The following is a 23,979-nucleotide window of genomic DNA, read 5'->3' as shown; positions in this document are numbered from 1 at the left end:
TTTGGTCAATCATTTCTTGGCATCATGCCAATCGTGTTATCAAGCCCCCAGCGGTGAACCTCCGGGGGCTTGCTTTTGCAGTTTTAACTAATTTGGTAGGTAAAACCACCTTCTTCATCTACATTAACGTGAATTGCGGTAATGGTTTCACCGTCTGCCATTTTGGCTAAACACTCGGCCGCCAAGGCAGGCAACATTGTGCGCGTTAATATATTTTCAATGTTTCTCGCACCGGTATCCACTTCCTGACAACGGGCAACGATGTGCAGGATGACATCTTCGTCGTAGCTGAACTTGGCATCGTAGTGTTCACGTACACGTTTTTCGATACGTCGCATGTTGATTTCACAGATCTTCATCAGATCGTCGTCACCAAGCGGGTAGTAAGGAATAACGTTGGTACGACCCAGGAATGCGGGTTTGAAGTATTGTAATAATTGTGGACGGAAATTATCGAGCAATACTTCTGGTTCTGGTAATTCTTCTCCAGAAGCACACATGGCCCGGATATGTTCCTCACCTGCGTTGGAGGTCATAATGATGACCGTATTGCGGAAATCGATATCACGGCCTTCACCGTCTTTAATGGTGCCCTTATCAAAAACGTTGTAGAAGATGTCTTGCACACCGGGGTGGGCTTTTTCCATTTCGTCCAATAGCACCACGCTGTATGGTTTGCGTCGAACTGCTTCGGTAAGCACACCGCCTTCACCATAGCCTACATATCCGGGAGGAGAACCAAGCAGCATGGAGACTTTGTGTTCTTCTTTAAACTCAGACATGTTAATGGTGGTAATGTTTTGCTCACCGCCGTAGAGAATGTCTGTCAGTGCCAAAGCAGTTTCGGTTTTACCGACACCACTGGAGCCGACCATGAAGAACACACCAATAGGTTTACGTGGGTCTGTTAAACCGGCGCGGGAAGTACGAATACTTTGTGCGATCGCTTCCAGTGCATGCTGCTGGCCGATAACGCGTTTGCCAAGCGTGTCGCGAAGGTTAAGTATTGCATTAATTTCGTCAGACACCATTTTGCCCACAGGGATACCGGTCCAGTTGGCAACCACTTCGGCAATTGCCTGGCTGTTTACATTAACCTGAATCATTGGCTCATCGCCTTGAATTTCATCAAGGTTAGCTAATGCCGCGTGTAAGGCTTCCTTGGTGCTTTCTCTTTCTTCATCACTTAGCAGGGTGGGCGCACCTTCTTTCGCACGGTCTTCTTCCGAAAGTTTTTGCGCGTTAAAGTCACCTTCAATTTTGTTTTGCAGCTCATGAATTGCTGCAACTTGTTCTTTTTCTTTGTCCCATTGAGCTTCCTGTTCTGCAAGCTTTTCTTCTAGGGCAACCTTTTCCGCTTCTAGCTGATCAATTTTACCCTGGTAATTGCCAAGGGCTGCGTTTTCCTGACCGAGGGAGTGAATCGTGGCTTCTGTTTGAATAATTTGGCGGCGAGTATCTTCAACCGCAGCAGGTGTAGCACTTTGACTTAATGCTACACGAGCACATGCGGTATCTAACAAAGAAACCGATTTATCTGGAAGCTGACGACCTGGAATATAACGCATTGATAAGCGTACAGAATCCACAATGGCTTCATCCAGAATATTCACTTTATGGTGTGAGTCGAGCATTGGAGAAATGGCACGCATCATGTTGATGCCTTTTTCTTCATTTGGCTCTTCAATTTTCACAACCTGGAAGCGGCGAGTTAATGCAGGGTCGCGTTCAAAATATTTTTTGTATTCGGCCCAGGTTGTGGCTGCGATTGTTCGCAATTCACCGCGAGCCAATGCGGGTTTAAGCAGGTTTGCGGCATCGCCTTGACCTTCTTTACCACCGGCACCAATCATGGTGTGGGCCTCGTCGATAAACATAATAATCGGGTCGGGTGAGGCTTTTACTTCGGCGATCACCGATTTAAGGCGGTTTTCAAATTCCCCTTTTACGCTGGCGCCGGCTTGTAATAAACCGAGGTCGAGGCTGCGAATGGTTACACCTTTTAATGGATCGGGTACATCACCAGAAACAATCCGTAAGGCGAACCCTTCCACCACAGCGGTTTTACCCACACCGGCTTCACCTGTCAGGATTGGGTTATTTTGTCGACGTCGAATAAGGATATCGATGATTTGACGAATTTCTTCATCGCGACCAAGTACCGCATCGATTTTGCCTTCCTTCGCAGCAGCTGTAAGGTTAACTGTGTATTTGTCCAAAGACGGTTGCTTGCTTGGCATACCGCTTGGAACACCTTCTCCACCTGCACCGCTGTCACCGGTTTGCGTGGTTTTGGATTCAGTGGTGGTGCCGACGATTGCACGGACCACATCGCGTAAGGATTCTGGTGGGATTTTTTTCAGTTCACCATTGATCGCACCTGTTGACCGGCGTAAGCCTTCGTCCAACATCAAGGCTGCAAGCACATGGGCGGATGTGGTTTGTGGGTGACCGTATTCAACGGAAGCCAGTAACCAGGCGTTTTTGGCTAAATCAACAATAGTGGGAGAGAGTGCAGGTGCGCGTGAATTACCCGACTTGATGTGGTCCAGCTCTTTATTTAATTCCTGGGCAAACTTGCCGAGGTTTATTTCGAATTTTTCCAGAATGGCGATCATATCGCTGTCGGAAATTTCGAGTAGCTTTAAAAGCCAATGCTCGATCTCAACGTTGTAATGGGTACGGGACAAACAAAGTCCGGCGGCACCTTCCAGTGCCAGCTTACAGGGTTCGTTCATTCGTCCTACAAGGGATTTAAGATCTATGCTAATCATTGCATTGGTCCTTACACGTCGTTTTAATTATTCGCCTAGTTCAGCCGTGATGCCGAAATAGATATTTTCATAGTATTGGATTCATCATCGGGTTTGGGTTTACTGGCAAGCCAGGTATTCCAGCCCATGATGGGTTGATCTTTACTGTCGAGCGTGACTTTATCGGGAATATCTGCTCGATTCACCAGGATGTTGAAGTCATAATCGTTTTCAACACCAATATAAGTTCTTACTAATTCATTAAGTGCTTTTAATGCACTGCTGCCAGGGGAGAATGTATAAAACTGTTCCCGATTAAGTGGCCCCAATACGATGCGTATTTTACCTTGAGCGAACCAGCCGCGGTTGCCCAACATGGCTGAACGGCCGAGGCAGACATTTTGCCCTTTTGGTGTTTGTTTGTCTGGTAACCGGGTTCGGATATCGTCAATTAATTCCTGCCAGCGCCCGAGAAACTCTTCCAGTTTTACCGGGATACCAAAATAACTGGAGAGTATCTGTTTTAAACCGGAAGCGGTACGGATTTGCTGGCTAAACAATCCACCATAGTAAATTAGGGATTCATCTTTGACTACCAGGCGATTGTGTAAACCTCGGGTACCAAAACCGATAATGGAATTCAGTAGTTGAGTTGCGGAGTCTTTAACCTGATTGTTATTGCTTGGGGCGGTTAAACGTTTACGTTCGTATTCCAGCGGTAATTTATATTTGAGTGATGCTTGATAAAACAGCGAAATAATTCTGTGGTTAAACAAATCAAAGAATTCCATCAAGGACGGGTCTTTTTGTCGAATTCGCTGCAGAATCATTTCTGTATAGTGAAATGGCAGTACACCGTGAGAACCGGTTAACCCAAGAAAGCTGGTATAAATTTCCCACTGTTTAATATTGTCTGGATTTGCGTCCCCATCCAGGTGGTTAATTTCTGTTACCGGAAAAGAGAGTGATTGCCGGTTGCGAAAGCGTACGCACTCACTGTTTGGGGGCGTAAATTTCGCGACTGCATTCACCGGGGGCAGGTGCGCCCCTCCGAGTTGGGTTGATCGATTTTTAAACGCAGCGCTACGTTCTATCAGACGAATTGCCTGTAGAAAGTCGAATCCTTGCGGCTGCTGTTTAAGCAGATCAATTACAGAAGTATTTTTTCCCCGGCTCTTGGTGGGCATTTTTTCAGATAACCTTCTTTACTTTTAATTTTAACCAAAACCCTTGAGAAAGAGTTTATTGAGCAATAAAGCCCAAAAAAGTGTTCGAGTACGCTGGCAAACAAGTACGCACTGCTACCAGTGAGTTGCGAATCGTCCAGAGTGATTTCAACTTCAATGCCCCTGCACATGGTTGCCCGCCCTTCAATGGGAAGCGGGGCACTAATCGCGCGTGTATCCACTTCGTAAATTGACTCGACAAGTGCGCGTGACACGGAGGAATCCTTGAAGTCGTACAACCGTAAAATTTCTTTTAACGCGTTAGTGGCATCATCTCGCCCGGTAATGGACAAATGATTTAAGTTCAGGTGCGAAATTAATCGCCAGCGTGCGTGATCTCTTAGTGGTGGTCGGACAACCGCTGTTGGTTGTGTCAGGCAGCGTATGCGCTCACATGGTGGCGCACTTTCCACACACTGTAATTTAGGGTGATCCATATTGTATGGCAGTTTGGCCGGTAGATCCCTATTGCTGCATGTGGTTTCCAGCAGAAGAGTTTTATCACTGGGAACATTCGGATTAAATTTTAAATCCACCAAACTTAAAAAGACGTCAGTGCCGTCGTCGCGCTCATAGTTACTTAATTTGGCGTGTCGTCGGTTGGCGATCCAATAGGCATATTCTTCTGTGTCATGCTGGGCGTGGGTTAACCCATAAAAAGGCAGATAATCTTTTTTATCGCCGTCTGGGGACGACGCGGTCACTTTATCAACCGAATAAACTTCGTATCCTATTGGTCGGCGAATATCCGGGATAATTTGATATTCCGTTTGAGTGTGGTCGAGTTTAATCGGGTCTGCAGTATGGGAGAATAAATTCACCACTGGTGAACAGCCCATAACAAAGGTTTCCGCAGAAATATTATGTTCCAGCTCGACATCCGACTCGGAGAAATAAATATACAGGTTTATTTCATCGGTTACGTTTTCAGGTAATTTATCTTTTAACCCTTCAATGTCGATAAACATGTATTTTTCGGGAAAGACAAAAAACTCAGTCAGCACCCGATAGCCAACGAACGAACCGGGAGGGTAGGGCAGGAGTGCATCCTGACTATCAAACCCAACGGACTTAATGATGTCTTTACCCAGAAATACCGGCGAGGTGTCTGTCTCTGATGCAGTCATGACCACGTTGAGACATTTGCTGAGTAATAATTCATATAGCGGGTGGACGTGCTGCGTTTGTCCTTTCAAATAAAAACGCAGTTTATCCAACTCAATTTCCGGCAGAGAAATATCTGGCGTAAAGCCTTTTATGGTGAGTTTTAATACCCCTGCTGCGCCGCGAACGGAGTCTGAACCGGGAGTAGAAAAAGGAATACCGACCAGGGAAGCATCGCTGACTTCGACGGGTAGCAACTCAGTTTCATACACGGTTGAGAAACGACAGTTCTCGCCCTGGAAGTGCTCCGTTTCCAGAAGGGTGTGTCGTTCAACAGTATACGGTGCGTCCAGCTGATCTTTGTCTGGCACAAATTGGACAATAGAGGTCGACGGAATTGGACGTTGGTAGTGCGGAAATAACACACTGAGTATGGCATCACTTAATTCTGGAAAATCGTCATCCAGTTTGTGTTGAATTCTGGCATTGAGATAAGCAAAGCCTTCAATCAAACGTGATACATGGGGGTCTTCAATCGTGTCTGAACTGATGCCCAGTCGTCCAGCTACTTTGGGGTGTTCTTTGGCAAAGGACGCCCCCATCTGGCGAATAAAAGCCAATTCTTTTTCGTAATAGGGCAGTAACTCATCAGCCATGTTGAGATTCTTCCACGTTTACCGCTCGCGATGCCGGTTCCAAAATAGAGTCGAATACCACGATCTCGGGCGCAGGATCAGCGTAGAGTGTGGCATCGATACGGAATCGAAGTGTGCGGTCAGTATTATCTTTGTTGTCTTGGTAGCTCACTTTGACGGATTTAAAGCGAGGCTCATATGTTTTTAATACGCGTTCAAGGTTCTGGGTAAATTCGCGTTTTTTATCGAGGTCAACAATATTCACAGTGGCCAAATCGGGTAAGCCATAATTCAGTAGCGAAGTATTGGATTCCTGTAATTCTTCTGGTGGTGAAATGACCCGATAACGCGAATTCAAAAGGTTTTCCAGATCCCGTCTAACGCTGTTTCTTAATTCTTTTAAGCGTTGGTGGCGAGTCTTTTCTGTTTCGACCTGTAGATGTGGTTCATCATCAATTAAGCGATCCAGTATCGATGGTCGTAAATTCTTTTTCTTATCAACTCTAGCCATAGATATTATTTCGTTTGCGCCAGTTCAGTGACCAGTTCCAGTTCGGATACCATTTGATCGATTTGATAATGTGGCACCAAGTGAATAACACACAAATACTGCCCGGGTTTTTCCGGGTGCTCGCGAACTTTGACTGCGGCCTCTCGTAATGGGAAACGCGCCTGTTCTTCCCAGTCGAGGTCTTCCCGACCAGTTGTATATTTAAATAGCCACTTACGTAAAAAGCTTTCACATTCTGCGGCACTGATAAAAGAGCCAATTTTGTCACGGATCATGACTTTAATATAGTGCGCCACGCGTGAACCGCAGAGTACGTGTTGTAACATGGCGGACAGCCGGGCATTCACTTCGGTATTTTTTTCTTTATAGTCTTTTGGACGTTGTACCGACTGGTTGTTATAGAACGCGGCAAATGGCACATCGTAGCATTGGCACAATGGAATAAGCCCAATCTCACTCAACTCTTTTTCTACGGCATCCGTAATAATGACGTCCGTTGTGGGTTTTGCGATTAATCCTTCTGAATCGGTAGGGAAGTGATCTACCGCCATATTGGTCAGCAGGCCACCGCCAAGTTGATTTCTGGGAACGCCTCGAATATGGCCAAACCAACCAACGTTATCAAATTCCCGAATTAATATTCGAGCAAAGGCGTAACAGGCATTGCCCCATAAATAACCGGTTAAACCATCGTGAGACAGCTTTTCCTGAAAATACACGCCTTTATAGCTACCGGGCGTTTTTCGGTAGGGAAGACGCATTAACACTCTGGGTAATGTTAAACCCAGAAAACGCGAATCCGCTTTATTTCTTAACGCGTTCCACTTTATGTATTCCTGCTGGGTAAAAATATTCTTCAGGTTTATCGGCTGGCCAAGTTCGGCAAAACTATCAATGCCAAATAACTCTGGAGCCGCAGATGTCACAAAAGGAGAAAATGACGCGGCGGCAATTTGTGCAATGCCTTCCATCGTGGCGATGTCGTTATAGGGATTGTCTGGGGATGGGCGGTGGCTAATCGTGTAATCGCCGATTAATACGCCATATGGTTCACCCCCGGGTGTACCGTATTCCTCGTTGTATACTTTTTGAAATAACTGGCTTTGGTCAAAGTCCAACGCTCGGCCAATGTCTTTCGACACTTCGCTCCAGTTGATATCTAAAACTTTGACTTTAATATTTTTGGTACCTTCAACCTGCTCAACAAGAGACCATAAACCTCGCCACGAGGCTTCGAGTTTTTGGAACTTGGGGGTGTGAAGTATGATGTTAAGTTGATCATTAATTTTATGATCAATTTCTGCAATGCTGTGGTGAAGCGCTTCTTTTATTTCCTGTGCGTCTTCTAAACGCTGGTAATCCTCGTATTCTTTTAACCAATACTCAAGTGCTCGTTTGTAATTTTTTTCTGCGAGAAAATCATCCAGGTTTTTAATATAAGCATCCTGGGTGTACAGCAGATCCAAGTCTATCCGAAAGGCAGACGGGTCCTTTTCTGGCTGAGAGTCCGGTAATACGATATTCGATGTCACAGACAAAATTCCACGAAGTTAGCGAAAAAAAGGGGGGCGATGCCCCCCTTTGTTTTAAGCTATTTTTTAGCCTGCTTTAGGAATATTGGCTACCAACCGTAACGAGGCAGTCAATTCTTCCATTTGCAGCCAAGGACGCATCCAGGCCACTGCGTTGAATACACCAGGTTGACCTGGTACTTCTTTAACTTCAACACGCGCTTCTGCTAGTGGGTAGCGGGCTTTCATTTCAGCACTTGCGCCTGGCGTTCCATTTACATAGTTGCTGATCCACTTGTTCAACCATTCTTCCGCTTCAGACGCTTCCATAAAGGAACCGACTTTATCTCGAGCCATTACTTTCAAGAAGTGAGCAATACGAGAGGTCGCCATGATGTATGGCAAGCGAGCAGAAATCGCCGCGTTTGCAGTTGCATCCGGGTTATCAAATTTCTTAGGTTTCTGAGTGGTTTGTGCACCGAAGAACACCGCGTAATCAGTATTTTTGTAGTGACACAATGGCAAGAAACCAAGTTTACTAAGCTCTGCTTCACGACGGTCAGTAATACCAATCTCGGTTGGACACTTCTGATCCATGTCGCCGTCATCACTGACGAAGGTGTGACTTGGTAAGCCTTCAACTTTACCGCCACCTTCTGCACCGCGGATACTGGTACACCAACCGTATTCAGCAAACGCTTTTGTTAAGGTTGTACCCAAGGCATAGGCTGCGTTCATCCAGCAATAAGTGTCATGTTCACTGGTAACGTGCTGACCAATTTCGTTTGTTGCCGCTTCTTCATAGTTGAATGATTCAACGGGCTTGGTTGCCTCACCATATGGTAAACGAGCCAATACACGGGGCATTGCCAATGTAACAAAGCGAGAGTCATCGCTATCGCGGAAACTGCGCCATTGGATGTATTCTGCCGAGTCGAAAATCTTTTCAAGATCGCGAGGTTTGGACAACTCTGTGTAGCTTTCAAAACCAAACATCTCAGGTGCTGCAGCGGATAGGAAAGGACAGAAGCCCGCAGCCGCAACGTTAGACATTTTTGAAAGTAGCGATACGTCTTCTGGGTGAGAACTGAATTCGTAGTCACCAATCAACGCTGCATAAGGTTCACCACCGGCAATACCAAATTCACTTTCGTAGATTTTCTTGAAAATCTGGCTTTGGTCGAATTCAACCGCTTTCTCAAGGTCACGGCTTAATTCTTTCTTGCTGATATTCATCATGCGGATTTTCATCTGAGAACCTGTTTCCGAGTTCATTACCAGATGGTTCAATCCTCGCCATGAGCCTTCCAGTTTCTGGAATTTCTCATTGTGCATAACAGCAGCAAGCTGCTTTGACATCGCCGCGTCGATGGCAGCAATGGCATTGTTAATCGTTACTGATAGGTTTTTATCCCACTGTAATGAGCCGGATAATGCTTCTTTAGTTAGTGCCTTTAGCAAATCCTCAGTTTGGTCTTTAGGAGTTTGCTTAGTTGCAGAGATTGCCTGATCAAGGAAACTGATTTCCTGGGCTTCCGCCTCCTGGCTGCTATCTGCTACTTGTTCTTCATTATTCGCCATCTTTGCCGTCCTCTCCGTCACCTGATTCAACGCCTAGTTCACTGGATAAAGCGTTAAGTGCGTCAGTATTGCTGAGTATTTTCTCTAAAACTTCTTCTAGCTCTTCAGAGCGGTCTGCCTTGGTAAGCAGGTCGCGGAGCTTGTTGCGAGTGTCCATAAGCTTTTTCAACGGCTCAACTTGTTCCACAACTTTGTGTGGCTCAAAGTCTTCCATATTGTTGAAATCCAGGCTTACTGAAAACTCACTACCGTCATTTTCAAGGGTGTTTTCAACTTTCATATCGAGTTTTGGGTTTACTTTACCCATGACTTCGTTGAAGTTGTCCCGGTCAATTTGAGAGAACTTGCGGTCTTTCAGGGCTTTTTTCCCTTCAGTGTTGTCTCCGGAATAGTCTCCCATAACACCCATAACAAACGGGATTTCCTTATTGACGACCGCTCCATTGGTTTCAAGGTCATAGGTAATATGAACCCTGGGTTTTCTAACACGTTTCAATTTATCATGAATGCTTTCGGACATAATTCCACCCTTGCAGCAATTGGTTTGGATTAATTCTCAACTTTAACGCCTGTTAGTTCGCTAAAGCGTTCTAGAGAGTTGTTGTCTGTAATTAGCTCTTGAATTAGCTCGTTCAATGGCATATTGCCCCATTTTACTGCTTTTTCCAGAACATATGAAACTGGTGAGTGTGGTTCCGTTTTACGGAAGAACTCGGCTATTTCGGTAAGTTGCTTGAATGCGGCTTCGCGACTTTGTACTGGGCCCCGTTGTACCGCAGCGGGAGCAGCTCCTTCCGTTGAATCTGGCGATGATTCTGCGCCATCTTCTGTCATTTCTTCTGCCCCAACTTCCTCAATTGGAAACTTGTGCTTACCTATGTGGTTTACTGCCCCACAACATTCTTCCAAAACTTCGATGATATTTCGGATGGGGGGAGCATCATTGACTCCGCAGTGCTCGTCCAGTAACTGGCCTGCGGCTTTGTATGCGTCAATCGCTTGGGTAATGTCGTCTCTTTGGTTGACAAAAAATTCCTGGCTGGATTCCGATACCGCTTTTTCAACTTCGTCCAGTGTAAAACCTAATTTAGCAGCTTTTGCAGATTTCGTTGATTCATCGGCTACTTTCTGTACGTCGAGAGCTTGTTGGTACTCCCAAAAGCTGTATGGGCCAACAGATTGGCCTTCAGTGATCATCACTTTTCTGATGGGCGCAATCAAAACACCTTCTGCGCCTTCACCATTAAGGCCGGATAGAGATGAGACGCGAGTTTCAATGCCGTCTTCATCTGGCATGGGATACAAATTATCCCAATACTTTTCGATTAAACCGTGAACAAGTTTAAAGCCGTCCCTTAAGCCTTGAAACCCATGGCGACGAACTAGGGCTTCGATATACCAGCTGGCAACTTCCAGGTCTTTGCCTACTGATTTAAGAATTTCTGGTGCAGTGGTTAATACTTTTCGCCAATGATCATCGGCTTCAGTGGTATTGCCGTCGTGCACGCTGTTGCGTTCTGCAGCGCGTGCAGCGTTTCTTTCTGCTTTTATTGTTTGATACGGTGAAGTGGGGGAGCGGTCCTCTCTAGGATCTGAGCCAGCAGGTAGATCGTCCGAAATGGGTTCTAATAAACCACTAACGTCAATGACTTCTGGTGAGGCCATGTTCCTATGTTCCTTTGCAAAAACTTGTTTATCAACTTTAGGCGCTGAAGCATTTTGGCGTCTAAGTCATTTCTTTTTTGTGCTCTGGTTCACACTTAAGGGCTGAGCTGTTTGATGTCCAGAATAAACACCGCTTTTATTGCGGGCAGGTTAACATTGAAGACGGATTTGCACAATTAACTCGCATCGTAGATGTCTGATATAGTGCGGGGTTTGAGCGCATCGTAGGCTTTACCATCAAAGTTGGTAAAAAATCCAAACTCTTTTGGGTTCAACGATTTATACCCCGGCTCAGGGGATATATACTCGCGAGTCTGCTGATGAAGTGGGTGGTGGTAAAGAAGCCCGTCGTTGTGAGTTAAGAATTATTATCAGGACGATCAAATGTCATTAATATTAACAATTGTTAAATCGCCTGAAGGGGTAAGCTTGCCGGAAACCAGTCGTACCTTCGGAGAGGAAGGTGGGAGTATTGGGCGAGGTTCGAATAACCAGTGGATTTTGCAAGATCCCGATCGCTTTTTATCTTCCAGACATTGTGAGGTCAGCTTTTCCGGCGGCCAGTATTTCATCACTGATTTAAGTACCAATGGGACATTTGTTAACGGTTCTCCCGAGCCTTTGGGAAAAGGGAGTCAGATGCCGTTGGCGGATGGTGATACATTCGAGCTTGGGGACTATAGCTTCGAAGCGAGTGTCGACAGTGCCGGTGCGTCTATGAGTGAAGGCATGGGGTCGTCTTCGCCTTTCGGAGATTCTCCGTTCGGTGTTATGGCTTCTGACGATAGCTTGTTCGGTACACCTCCAGCTTCAGATCCCGGTCCTTTTGGTTCATCAGGGCTCAATTTCGAAGACAGTCTTTCTCTCAACCCTGAGCCTGAAGTTTCTGATCCACTTGCCGCGCTTGATAATGCATACAAAAGTCAAAATGATCCATTTGGTGGCGGAATGACGTCGGATAGTGGTTTTGGCTCTGACCCTTTCGGTGGCAGCAGTGCATCCAATAGCGGATTCACTTCCGATCCTTTTGCACCACCTTCAGGGAATTCTGCTTCGCCTTTTGGTTCCGAACCTTCACCGAATAGTTACGGTGACGGTTCAGATCCGTTATCACAAAATGTGAGTTGGCCTTCTTCTTCCGAACAGAATCTGATCCCAGAAGGATGGGATGACGATCTCATGGGTGGCGGTACCGATAATTCTCCTTTCGGTGGGCCAGATATCTCTTCCGAGCCGACAGATTTTTCTATACCTAACCCTGACCCGTTACAAGCGGCTCCACCAGTTGCGCCTGTTCCAGCGCCAACACCTAAACCTGCACCAACGCCAAAGCCTCGGCCTCGCCCGGTTCCTGCTGAGCCCGCAGCCGAAGTTGCGTCTCAGAAACCGCGTCCGGCACGTCAAACTCAAACCGCCTCACCAAAGCCTGGTGGTTCTGCTGAGGCCAAAAAAGCCGAGATGCGAAAAAATGCGATTCAATCCATTAAAGCGGGTAACGCTTTTATTGATGCAATGGGGTTGGATAGCTCTGGCTTGAGTAATGAGCAAGTGTTGGAAATCAGCCAGTTGGCCGGTGAACTGATGCGTGAAGTAGTGGAAGGCATGATGCAACTGTTACGTTCGAGAACCAGCATCAAGAATGAATTTAGAATGAATGTCACCACCATTCAGCCGGTGGAAAATAATCCGCTTAAGTTTTCTGTCAATGTCGAAGAGGCATTGGAAAACATGTTCGTCAAAAAAAGCGCTGCTTATAAAGAGCCTGTTGAAGCATTTAAAGAAGGTTTTCAGGGCGTGGCGGAACATCAGATAGCGATTATTGCGGGTATTCGTTACGGCTTCGAAAGTATGATTGAGCGTTTTAACCCGGAGAATCTGGAAAAAATGTTTGATAAAGGCGGCAAAGCAGCGGTTATTCCTGCAATGCAAAAAGCCAAATATTGGGCTGCCTATCATGAGCACTATAAAAACCTGATGGATAATATGGAGCATTCTTTCCAGCATTTATTCGGTGACGATTTTGTTCAAGCATACGAAGATCAATTACGTCGGCTTGTAGCTGAGCGAAAAAATAAAAATTAAAGATAATTTTTGGGGGACGTCAGTATGTTCAAATACAAATTAGCATGGATCTTTTCCGCCGTGGTTCTAGTTGGATTATCCGGCTGCGAGACTGTAAATAGTGGTGTTGGCGGCGTACTTAATCTGGATACCAACTTAAAGCTCAACTTAATCGTTGATTCTGATATCAATCCAGATGAGCAGAATCGTCCATCACCTCTATTTATTCGTCTTTATCAGCTCAAGTCGACCAAGATGTTTAATAAATCAGATTTTATTGATTTATACGAGCGCGATGAAGAGATTCTGGGAGCGGACTTCGTTTCCAAACAAGAGCTAAAACGATTAGTGCCGGGGCAAAGCCGAATAGAGAAATTTGTATTGGAAGAAGATACTCAATACATCGCGTTATTTGCTCAGTTTTTTAAATATAAAGATGCGAACTACAAATTGGTTTTCCCGGTAACATCAAACAATGTTATTCGTGATTCGGTTAAGGTTCGTATCACCAGCAACGACATTAAATTAATCGAAAAATAATAGCTAATTCGAGTTCATTCGATACCATAAAGAGAAAAGGTATGTCGCTAGATAGCAAGGTAATATGGTCTGAGGGAATGTTTCTTAACCCGCAGCACTTTCAACAGCAGGACCGATATTTTGAACGGTACATTCACGGACGGTGTTCAGCATACGGAGCTTATGGTTGGGGTGTCAGTGAGTTGGAAATTGATCAACAACTTTTGCCTTTAGGTAAAGTATCGTTGCTTCATGCGAAAGGCGTGTTTCCCGATGGAACACCTTTCAGTTTTCCAGATGTTGACGATGTGCCGCCAGTTCTTGAAGTGCCGGAAAATACGCATAATAAAATTGTGTATCTTGCGGTACCGGTAAAACGTGCCGGTGCGGTTGAAATCCTTCCACAGGAAAGCACGCGTGGCCTGGCTCGTTATTATTCCTCGGAAGTGTCGGTTCGCGATGTTGCAACAGATGGTGGCGATAATCAGCCTTTGGAGGTTGGTAAGCTGCGTTTACGGTTGTTGTTGGAAGGTGATGACTTAAGCGGCTACGCCTGTATCGGGGTATTGAAAATCTCTGAATCGAGAGATGATAAAAATGTGTTGCTTGATGACCAATATTTACCGACCTGTGTTGATTGTAAGGCCGCGCCGAAACTGACAGGGTTTATTTCCGAGCTTGCCGGTCTGTTGCATCATCGGGCGGAAGCGATTGCGGGGCGACTTGCAGATGCACGTCGCGGCGGCACAGCAGAAATTGCCGACTATATGATGTTGCAGTTAATTAATCGACTGGAGCCGCTCACTAATCACCTGGCGAAAATGAACGGCCTGCATCCTGTGAATTTGTATGCTGAGGCGCTGCAAATGGTGGGAGAGCTGTCGACATTTGTTGCGCAGGAAAAACGTCCGCCAGCGTTTCCCGAATATTTACACGATGATTTGCAAACGACTTTCTCTCCGGTTATGGGTAGCTTGCGTAAATGCTTGTCTATGGTTTATGAACAAACTGCCGTCGCGCTTAGCCTGGTTGAAAAGAAATACGGTATTCGTGTTGCCGAAATTACCGACAGATCCATGCTGTCTACGGCGACATACATTCTCGCTGTGCGGGCTGATGTGCCTGAAGATGTGATTCGTAACCGTTTGCCTGCGCAAATTAAAATCGGGCCAGTTGAGCGTATTCGTCAGTTAGTGAATGCGGCAATGCCAGGTATTCCGCTTAAAGCGTTACCAGTTGCACCACGTCAAATCCCATTCCGTTCGGAAACCACGTATTTTGAGTTGGAAAAGCAAAATGCTTTCTGGAAAGAGCTACAAAATTCCGGTGGTTTTGCTGTGCATGTGGGTGGGGAATTCCCTGGTCTTGAATTCGAATTTTGGGCGATCCGCCAATAACACTGCTGGTGAATTATGTCAGACGATTCAGATAAAACCGTATTTCAGCAACCGCGCCCGGGAATGGACCGCACGGTAATGCGTCCTTCTCCTGGTCGGAGGCGAGCAGCGGCCCAACCTCGGGCCCCGCAACCTCAGCAGCAAGCACCTGCGAGAGCCATGGCTGGAGGCCGGCCTTCCCTTGACACTGAAGCGGCATACTTTAGAACTGCTTCAGGGTTAAACCCATTGGTCAATGCGGCATCCACATTAATTGCCGTGTTTGAAAAAACCCGACAATCCATGAGTCACCCGGATGTTGCAGGCTTACACACGCGGTTAACCAATGAGATACGTGCATTTGAGGGAAGATTGCGTGACCTGGGCTATAAACAGGAAATTATGCTTTCTGCTCGTTACGTGATGTGTGCAGCATTGGACGAAGCCGTGCTGAATACACCCTGGGGAAGCAATAGCCCCTGGGCACAGCGAACGTTGTTAACGGTATTTCATAACGAAACTTCTGGCGGTGAAAAATTCTTTCTTATCCTGGATCGGATGCGACAAACTCCGGGTGAAAACCTCGACATGCTTGAGTTGATTTATATCTGTTTGAGCCTGGGATTTGAAGGAAAGTATCGATTGGCGAATCGTGGTCGGGATCAACTTGAGCATATTCGCGATGAATTATTCAGCGTTATCCGTTCTTACCGTGGTGAGTATGAGCGCGCTCTTTCAGAAAATTGGCAGGGGTTAGGGAATATTCGTCGTACTCTGACTGATCATATCCCCATGTGGGTCATAGTGACCATTGCTGTTGCAATTCTTTTCTTTGGCTATTCCGGGTTCCGGTATTGGTTGTATAAAACATCGGCTCCCGTGGCGGAAAAACTGGTAGAAATCTCTACCATTGAAGAACAGGAAAATTCAAATAAAAAGCCACAATAATCCTTTGTTGCATTTGAATACGAATTAAATATTGGAATCAGGCCATTAGCTGCCCATTAAACGTGATATAAAAATGAAAAAAATTAAAAATTTTTTCACACATCCAGTAACCATCGCACTGCTAGGCTTATTGCTTATATCGTTGCTTATCTGGTTTGCAGGTCCGCTCATTAAATTCGGGGAAAACAATACTGCTCCTCTCGCCAGTCCGGTGGTTCGATTGGGCATTATTATGGTGTTGCTTGTTCTATGGGGGTTAAACAACCTTCGTGTTCAAGCAAAAGCCAATAAACAAAATGCTGAACTGGTTGAAGACCTGGCGAAAAATCAGGAAGAAGAAAAAAAGAGCGCTGCAAACGATCAGGCAGCAGAAGAAATTCGTCAAATGAACCAACGCTTCTCGCAGGCGTTAGGCACATTAAAAAAACTCAAGTTTTCTGGCGGTCGCTCAAATAAAGCATTATATGAGCTGCCCTGGTATATCATTGTTGGGCCTCCTGGGTCCGGTAAAACAACGGCTTTAGTCAATTCCGGGTTGGACTTTCCGTTGGCTGAACAGTTTGGTAAAGGTGCTGTTCAGGGTGTGGGTGGTACCCGAAACTGTGATTGGTGGTTCACCAATGATGCAGTGCTTATTGATACCGCCGGCCGCTACACAACTCAGGATAGTCACCGAGTGGTGGACAGTTCTGCCTGGGAAGGTTTTCTTAATTTATTAAAACGAAATCGTAAGCGCCGTCCCATTAACGGTGCCATTGTTGCGATTAGTCTGCACGACCTGTTATTGCAGACAGAAGAAGAGCGAATTCAACACGCTAAAGTGATTCGTTCGCGTTTAGACGAGCTAATGGAAAAACTGGAAATTCGCTTTCCGATTTATCTTATGTTTACTAAAGCAGACTTGGTGTCCGGTTTTAGTGAGTTCTATGAGGATTTGGGTAAAGAAGAGCGCGAGCAGGTTTGGGGGGTGTCATTACCCAACGCACCTAAATTAACTCAAAGCCCAGAATTTGATTACATGAATGAAGAGTTGGACAAGCTGATTGGCCGACTTTACGACCGGGTTTTATGGAAAGTGCACCAAGAGCGGGATGTAAAACGTCGTGCATTAGTGCAGGGTTTCCCGCAACAAATGGAAAACTTAAAATCCATTGTCGATGCGTTTGTTCGTCAAACCTTTATTAAAAATCGCTATCGTTTCCAGCCTTATCTTCGCGGCGTATATTTTTCCAGTGGTACTCAGGATGGAACGCCAATTGATCGCTTGATGACCTCGGTCTCATCCAATTTTGGTTTCTCCCGTGAAGTGGCTCAATCACCCTACCAACAAGGTAAAAGTTATTTCCTTGGCCGCCTGTTCCGTGAGGTAATTTTCCCTGAAGCGGAATTGGTGGGAGCCAACGTCCGTTACGAGGCCATGATCCGTTGGGCGCAGAGAGCAACACTGGTTGGCCTGAGTGTGGTAACTGTTGTCTTGGTGCTTGTCTGGAGTGGCAGTATTACTCGTCACAAAATGTTCATGTCCAACGTGAATGATTTTATTGCAGAATTTAACGCTGAAAATAAACGACTCAGCCCATGGAACAAAGATATTCGTGCGGTATTACCGCCGCTGAATGCATTGGCCAACGCAAGTATTGTGTATGACCAGGAAGAACACCCCTGGTTGGCCGGTATGGGAATGTACGATGGCCGTGTAGACCATGAAGCGGATAAAGCCTACGAAACCTACCTTAAGAAATTATTGTTTCCAAAATTAATTGAAAGTATTGAAGAGCAACTTAAGCGTGGGCATGAAGGCGGAGACCTATACAGCACATTTCGTATTTATATGATGTTCGACAAAATGGAAAATATGGATGTGCAAATGGTTACCAACTGGTTTGAAGAACGTTGGGAACAACAATTCCACGGTGAGGCGACCCGCAAGCAAGAGCTTGAAGCTCACTTGCATGCGCTTATGGCGTTGGATCTGGAAGAGAACAGGCCGGAGTTGAATAAAAGCCTGATTGCTTCGACTCGTGGTTTGTTAATGCGCGTACCCGTGTCGCAACGGGTTTATAGTCGCCTTAAAACCAACCCTGAATATCTTCAAAAAGTGGATTTGCGCACGCAGCTGGGTGAGAGTGTGACCTCGGTGTTTAAAATGACCCCGGAAGCGGAAGATGCGTTATCCATACCTTTGCTCTACACCATTGAGGGGTACGAAAATACGGATTTCTCCGTCGAGTCCCCGGTTGTATCCGGTGTGGTGAATGAACGCTGGGTCTTGGCTGACGATGATTCTGAGCGTGTTGATTTTGTTAAAGACGATTTAAATGAAATCAGTGAGAAAGCAAAAGATCATTACTTATCGGATTACACCAAAGTATGGACCAAATATTATCAGGCAATGGAAGTTGCACCCTTCAAGAACTTAAACCATGCCAATGACGTGCTGAGTTTGTTTGTTGATCCGGTTTACTCTCCATTTATTGCGTTGTTGCAGGTGGGTAAAGGCAACACGTTATTGACCCCGATTCCTGAAATTCAGCACACAGAAAAAATTGAAAACGCGAACTACCGTTTACGACATTTTGGTGCAGCGTCTGAATTTGCAAATAGCAAGCTGCCAATTACCAAAGTGGATCGACGTTTTAAAGATGTAAACGCATTATTAAAGGCCTCTTCTCAAGGCGGAGCGCCAATTGATCGAATTTTGGCGAAAGTACAAGAGGTTCAAATATATATTCAGGACATTACCACGGCGCCTGACCCAGCAATGCAGGCTTTTAATATTGCCAAGGGGCGATACTCAGGTGGTGCGGGTAACCCCATTACTAACTTGCGTGAATATGCCAAGAAAACGCCACCGGAAATTCGCGGTTGGTTAACAACGCTGGCGGACGAAAGCTGGAAAGTGGTGATGCGTTCTGCGAATGGGTACGTTAATGCCGAGTGGCGTACACGGGTTTACGAACCTTATTCTCGTGCCTTGGCAGGTCGGTATCCATTAAATAAATCATCACAAGATGAATTAGCTCTGTACGATTTCAGCGAGTTCTTTAAGCCTGGCGGTACAGTCGATTTATTCTATGCCGAGATTCTTCAACCTTTCGTTAATACACGTAAAGATTGGTCAAACAGAGTGGTTGACGGATATTCAATGGGCTTCTCGGAAAGCAGCATTAAGCAAATACGACGGGCGCTGAACATAAAAAATGTCTTCTTCCGCGAAAACCCGGAAACACCGAGTATTAGCCTTGAATTACGTCCTTACGCGTTAGGTGAAAGTGAGGCGAGGTTTACTCTGGATATCGGTGACACACGTTTAACTTACAACCACGGACCAAAATTCTGGAAAGCGATTACCTGGTCTGGAGCGGATGAAAACAAACGTGTGAGGATTGTGTTCGAAGACTTGGATGAGCGAACCCGTGATATGTCTTATAACGGCCCTTGGGCATGGTTCCGGTTAATGGACGATTCCCGGGTTGAGCGCACCAGTCAATCTAATGTTTATCGAATTACTTTCAAGTTGAAAGAAGATGCAAACGACGAGTTGCATCAGATCACCTATGAAGGAAAAGCAAAAAGTATTAATAACCCGTTTAGTAACAACCTGTTGGCGGCGTTCCGTTGTCCGGACAAAATATAAGGTGTCACTATGAATAATACGGGCCTGTTTGGAAAGCTGCCGACCTACGGCGACTTCTTGTGCCGAGATCTGGACGCTGGTTTTGTTGAAGTCTGGGATACTTGGTTGCAAGGTTTTGTCGGAGGCACGCAAGAGCAGCTTGGTGAAAACTGGTTGGATACTTATCTGACCAGTCCGATATGGCGTTTTGCGCTTTCCGAAGGCGTGGTCGATGATCATGTTTGGGCTGGTATTGTGTTACCCAGTGTTGATCGTGTCGGGCGTTACTTTCCGTTTTCCATTGTTCGACAGTTGAAAACTCATATGCGGCCAACGGATTTAATCGCCAACCGCATAGAGTGGTTTGAAGAGTTGGAAGAAATTGCATTGCAAGCGTTGGATGGCGAAATCATGATTGATGAGATCGTCGAGGAAATTAATTTTGCCAAGCTTGACGATACAACCAACTATCAAAAAATGGACTACATGGGTGGTGCTATGGGGCCGGTAATCAATATGGACTTTGAAGGTCAGGCACCAAACTCTGTGTACCCGTTATTTCTTGATGCTTGTATGAGGCAATTGCATGTAAGTTATGGCGCCTGGAGTACTCGAGGCTCTCAGTTAGTTGAGCCCTGTGTATTTTTTACTAAAGGTTTACCACAAATAAGCGGTGTTGCATCTATGTTAGATGGCGAGTGGGCCGAGAGCAATTGGGACGAACCGTTCCAATTAATTCAGCAACCCGAAGAACAAGTAGATTCAGAACTGTAGAAGCGTAATGAGTGATATAACCTGTAGAAGACCCATTACTTGGAGAAGCTGTGCCAAAACCGATGTCGGTACGGTACGTGAAGCCAATGAGGATTCCGTAATCTCTATGCCGAACCGGTGCTTGTGGGCTGTTGCCGATGGCATGGGTGGCCATGCTGTTGGTGATGTTGCCAGTAGTAAAGTCGTGGCTGCGTTGGAGTTTATGGATGACCAGGACAGAATAAGCACCTTCGTTAACACTGTCGAAGACAGATTAATTAGTGTTAACGAACAGCTAATAGAATATGCCGATATTATGTTGGAAGACGCAACCATCGGCAGCACGGTGGTGGCGTTGTTGATTAAAGACCGTGTTGGTGTGTGTTTATGGGTGGGAGATTCCCGCTTATATCGCTACCGAAATTACGAACTTGCACAGCTTTCCCGTGACCATAGCCAGGTCGAAGAAATGTTGCAAATGGGGTTACTCACTCCCGAAGAAGCAGAAAATCATCCCCAGGGTAATGTCATTACTCGAGCTATTGGTGTGGAATCGCCATTGTATGTGGATATTAATGCGTTTAGCACACAGATTGGTGATACCTTTTTACTTTGCAGTGATGGTTTATATAACGCAGTGCCCGAAGCGGAAATTGTCAGTTCTCTTGCCATTCGTGATGTTGAAGAATGCGCTCAGGATTTGATTAATAAAGCGTTGGAAAGCGGGGCAAAAGACAATGTCTCTGTGATAGTAGTACGTGGTGAACCGGGCAAATTTGAATCGCCTGGTTCGAATGATAGCGAATAGATTCATGCATGACGCATTGGAATGATGTGAATTTAGGTTTAGGGACGATAGTGGTAATTTTTTGTAATGAATAATTCGAACGACGATAAAACTCAAATTAAACCAGCGGTTAGAAATACAGACTCAAACGCTTCGTCTGCGCCAAGTGCCGACGACAAGACTCGTATTGCGCCTAAAAAAAGCAATCTTATTGAAGATCCGGACAAAACCCGAATAACAAAAAAAAATCCATTGCCGGATGACAAAACTCGTATAGCAGTAAAAAAACAACCACTGGATGATAAAACGCGGATCGCGGTTGCCAAAGCACGTGCTGTGCAGCTCAAGAAAAAACAACAGATGCAGCAGCAAGCGGCGGCTGATGACCGCACACGCATTAAACAACCGGTTGATGATAAAACCCGAATAAAAACCGCTACGCCGGAACCTTCCTCATCCGGTGCTGATGATACTCAATTTTCCGGTTCAACCCGAACGCAGATGGCACCCGCAGGGTCTGATCGAACAGAAATTTTTGGTAAAACGCAAATGCCAAATCCCAACCGCCTTTCTTCCGAGGCGGTTGCAGAAGAAATGAAATCCGGTGCGCATGGGCTTTTGAAAAAACGTTTTGTTTTGGAAAAAGTGCTTGGTGCCGGTGGCATGGGGGTTGTGTATAAAGCGAAAGATTTGCTGAAAATTGAAGCGCAGGATCGTGACCCCTATGTGGCGGTTAAGGTATTGAGTGAGGAATTTAAATCTCACCCTGAGGCATTTATTGCTTTGCAGAGGGAGTCTCGAAAGTCCCAGCGTATTGCTCACCCGAATATCGTGAACGTACATGACTTTGACCGCGATGGCGATCAAGTATTTATGACCATGGAGTTTCTCGATGGTAAACCCCTCGACAAACTGATTAGCCAATATCGTTCAACCGGGTTGCCTCACGATGAAGTTTGGCAAATTCTGGAAGGTATTTCCTCTGCGCTCGAACATGCGCATAAAGAAAATATCATTCACTCGGACTTTAAACCGGGCAATATCTTTGTCACCAATAAAGGTGTCGCCAAAGTTTTTGACTTCGGTATTGCACGCGCGGTTGCAAAAGCCGAGCATCTGGAAGAAAGCATTGACGACAAAACCGTTTTTGATGCGGGAAATTTAGGCGCATTAACACCGGCTTACGCCAGTTTGGAAATGCTGGAAGGTAGCCCGCCTGATGTGCGTGATGATATTTATGCACTCGGTTGTATTGCTTACGAGTTATTTACCGGAGAGCACCCATACAACCGCGTCCATGCGGATGAAGCTGCACGTCAAAAGTTAAAAGCCAAACGTATTCCGGGGTTAACCAAGCGTCAATGGAAAACCATTGAACGAGCCATTGCCTTTAAACGTCCAGACCGTGTTGCAACGGTTGAAGAGTTTTGGGATGAGCTATCGACTAAGCGTTCTTCCTCGGTAAGAATGTTTATGAGCTTATTCATTATTATGTTCATAATCGCGGGGGCGTATTACCAGTTTGGCCCGCAGCGCCCATCAGACTTTAAAGAAGATGAAGTGCGTAATGAGATCGAATACCAGCTGCGACTGGAGTTGCAAACGGAAGCCATTAACAGCTTGATGCAAAAGATGATGTTTACGCCCACCTGGGAGCAGGAGTTATGGACCCAGATTCAAGCTGCGCGTGAGTTGATGGGGCGGGACGATGTCTGGTTATTGGAAACCGAGGGCAAAATATATGCGGCCTACCTCGATAAGATCAACGAAGGCATGGAAAACAAAGCCTACACTGACGTCGAGCGTTGGTTAGCCGGTGCACGCAACTATACAAGTGATGACAGCAGCTTGGTTGAACTGGATAAAAAGCTGGCACTGGCATTGGAAGCAAAGAAAAAAGCGGAGCAGGAAGCCATCCGACAGCAACAGCTTTCACAACAACGAAAGGTTGAGCGAGCGGAGCAGGCGAAAGTCGAAGCCAAACGTCGTTCGCTTTACGATGCGGCCTTAAAAAATGTGAATGAACAGTTGGCGTGCCGTTCAAATATCGATATGAAAGACTTGGGGATTGCCGTAAATAAGTTGCGAGACCTGGATATGGCGCGCTACCAAAAAGAAGAGACCCGGGTGGTCAGTGCGCTGGCGGTATGTCTGGAAAAAATTGGTCGGAATTTCCCTGAACGGGCAAAAGATTCCAAAAAAGCGGCAATGCGCTTATTCGAATCTAACAAAATTATTGCCGGAATTAACATTATTCCGAAAGACCCATGCGATAGTTCTCTTGAAGGCTTGGGCGCCAGGGGCAAACGCGCAATTTGTCGGGACCGAATTCCGATGGTCGGTAAAGGGCCTGCGTTAGTGGTTGTGCCTGGTCGAGGGAACATTCGCTCTTTTGCGATTGGCAAGTATGAAATAACCGTTGGAGAAATAAACGAATACTGTGAAGCCAGTGGTAAGTGTTCGGTGTTTAGTGGTAATGAGGATTACCCTGTTACCAACCTGCCGGTTGAAACAGTAAAAAACTATTTGAAATGGTTAAGTAACGAAACCAAGAAAAAGTATCGTTTGCCAACTCGTTCGGAGTGGCTTTACGCAGCTGAGGCCGGGAAAAAGAAATTGGATTCTAATCGAAACTGCACATTAAGTTCTCGTGGCATCCAGAAAGGCGGTTCTTTATTAAAAGCCTCTGTTGGGCAGCAAAACGCTTGGGGCCTGGTCAACCACATTGGTAATGCCCGTGAGTGGGTTGTTGAAAAAAGTGGTGGCTATTCGGTGGTAGGCGGTTCTCATAGCACCCCAATGGAAAATTGTAATTTCGATTACCGCGAATCGCACAACGGCGCAAAAGATAAGTTAACCGGGTTTAGAGTGTTGAGAGAAGTTGATAAATCAGCGAAGTAACTCGTAAACAAAAAACGAAGGGAGTCTGGGGA

16 protein-coding genes are annotated in these 23,979 nt (G+C 45.8%); 8 read left to right on the top strand and 8 right to left on the bottom strand.

All coding sequences use genetic code 11. The features are described from left to right. Positions 1-83: 83 nt before the first annotated feature. From tssH to tssA, 8 genes are all read right to left on the bottom strand, one after another. Positions 84-2,774 carry a type VI secretion system ATPase TssH gene (tssH, locus tag P5V12_RS13925; RefSeq protein WP_316953693.1) on the bottom strand — a complete coding sequence of 897 codons (2,691 nt, stop codon included), beginning with the start codon at positions 2,772-2,774 and terminating at the stop codon, positions 84-86. A gap of 35 nt (positions 2,775-2,809) precedes the next feature. Then, positions 2,810-3,940, bottom strand: coding sequence for a type VI secretion system baseplate subunit TssG (tssG, locus tag P5V12_RS13920; protein WP_316953692.1), 1,131 nt, complete (start codon positions 3,938-3,940; stop codon positions 2,810-2,812). Next, the gene (tssF, locus tag P5V12_RS13915; protein ID WP_316953691.1) at positions 3,904-5,739 is read right to left on the bottom strand and encodes a type VI secretion system baseplate subunit TssF; all 1,836 of its coding nucleotides are present in this window, start codon (positions 5,737-5,739) and stop codon (positions 3,904-3,906) included. The genes tssG and tssF overlap by 37 nt, the downstream gene beginning before the upstream one ends. Next, complete coding sequence (gene tssE, locus P5V12_RS13910) at positions 5,732-6,229, bottom strand: type VI secretion system baseplate subunit TssE (protein WP_316953690.1); 498 nt, start codon at positions 6,227-6,229, stop codon at positions 5,732-5,734. Before tssE ends, tssF begins: the two co-directional genes overlap by 8 nt. A gap of 5 nt (positions 6,230-6,234) precedes the next feature. Next, positions 6,235-7,761, bottom strand: a complete 1,527-nt coding sequence (gene tssC / locus P5V12_RS13905) for a type VI secretion system contractile sheath large subunit (protein WP_316953689.1) — start codon at positions 7,759-7,761, stop codon at positions 6,235-6,237. A gap of 66 nt (positions 7,762-7,827) precedes the next feature. Continuing rightward, positions 7,828-9,321 carry a type VI secretion system contractile sheath large subunit gene (gene tssC, locus P5V12_RS13900; RefSeq protein ID WP_316953688.1) on the bottom strand — a complete coding sequence of 498 codons (1,494 nt, stop codon included), beginning with the start codon at positions 9,319-9,321 and terminating at the stop codon, positions 7,828-7,830. Beyond that, positions 9,311-9,841, bottom strand: a complete 531-nt coding sequence (gene tssB, locus P5V12_RS13895; protein WP_316953687.1) for a type VI secretion system contractile sheath small subunit — start codon at positions 9,839-9,841, stop codon at positions 9,311-9,313. Before tssB ends, tssC (P5V12_RS13900) begins: the two co-directional genes overlap by 11 nt. A gap of 29 nt (positions 9,842-9,870) precedes the next feature. Then, the gene (gene tssA / locus P5V12_RS13890) at positions 9,871-10,986 is read right to left on the bottom strand and encodes a type VI secretion system protein TssA (RefSeq protein WP_316953686.1); all 1,116 of its coding nucleotides are present in this window, start codon (positions 10,984-10,986) and stop codon (positions 9,871-9,873) included. A 384-nt stretch (positions 10,987-11,370) separates the two neighbouring features. Here tssA and tagH point away from each other — a divergent pair, with 384 nt between their 5' ends. The 8 genes from tagH (at position 11,371) to P5V12_RS13850 (ending at position 23,947) form a co-directional block, all read left to right on the top strand. After that, positions 11,371-13,068 (top strand): type VI secretion system-associated FHA domain protein TagH, encoded by a 1,698-nt coding sequence (gene tagH, locus P5V12_RS13885; RefSeq protein WP_316953685.1) that lies wholly within the window; start codon positions 11,371-11,373, stop codon positions 13,066-13,068. 24 nt (positions 13,069-13,092) lie between these two features. After that, a complete protein-coding gene (tssJ, locus tag P5V12_RS13880) occupies positions 13,093-13,587 on the top strand; it encodes a type VI secretion system lipoprotein TssJ (protein ID WP_316953684.1) in 495 nt (164 codons plus the stop codon). A 41-nt stretch (positions 13,588-13,628) separates the two neighbouring features. Continuing rightward, entirely contained in the window at positions 13,629-14,963 is a 1,335-nt protein-coding gene (gene tssK / locus P5V12_RS13875; protein ID WP_316953683.1) for a type VI secretion system baseplate subunit TssK, read from the top strand. Positions 14,964-14,978: 15 nt separating this feature from the next. Next, a complete protein-coding gene (icmH, locus tag P5V12_RS13870; RefSeq protein WP_316953682.1) occupies positions 14,979-15,890 on the top strand; it encodes a type IVB secretion system protein IcmH/DotU in 912 nt (303 codons plus the stop codon). 73 nt (positions 15,891-15,963) lie between these two features. Then, positions 15,964-19,527 carry a type VI secretion system membrane subunit TssM gene (gene tssM / locus P5V12_RS13865; RefSeq protein WP_316953681.1) on the top strand — a complete coding sequence of 1,188 codons (3,564 nt, stop codon included), beginning with the start codon at positions 15,964-15,966 and terminating at the stop codon, positions 19,525-19,527. 9 nt (positions 19,528-19,536) lie between these two features. Next, positions 19,537-20,280 carry a type VI secretion system-associated protein TagF gene (gene tagF / locus P5V12_RS13860; protein ID WP_316953680.1) on the top strand — a complete coding sequence of 248 codons (744 nt, stop codon included), beginning with the start codon at positions 19,537-19,539 and terminating at the stop codon, positions 20,278-20,280. Between the two features lie 7 nt (positions 20,281-20,287). Further along, a complete protein-coding gene (locus tag P5V12_RS13855; protein ID WP_316953679.1) occupies positions 20,288-21,067 on the top strand; it encodes a PP2C family protein-serine/threonine phosphatase in 780 nt (259 codons plus the stop codon). A gap of 66 nt (positions 21,068-21,133) precedes the next feature. After that, positions 21,134-23,947 (top strand): protein kinase domain-containing protein, encoded by a 2,814-nt coding sequence (locus P5V12_RS13850; protein ID WP_316953678.1) that lies wholly within the window; start codon positions 21,134-21,136, stop codon positions 23,945-23,947. Positions 23,948-23,979: the final 32 nt, after the last annotated feature.

Origin of the sequence: Teredinibacter sp. KSP-S5-2 (genome assembly GCF_032773895.1) — a bacterium.
Taxonomy (GTDB): domain Bacteria; phylum Pseudomonadota; class Gammaproteobacteria; order Pseudomonadales; family Cellvibrionaceae.
This window is presented reverse-complemented; position numbering and strand designations above follow the sequence as displayed.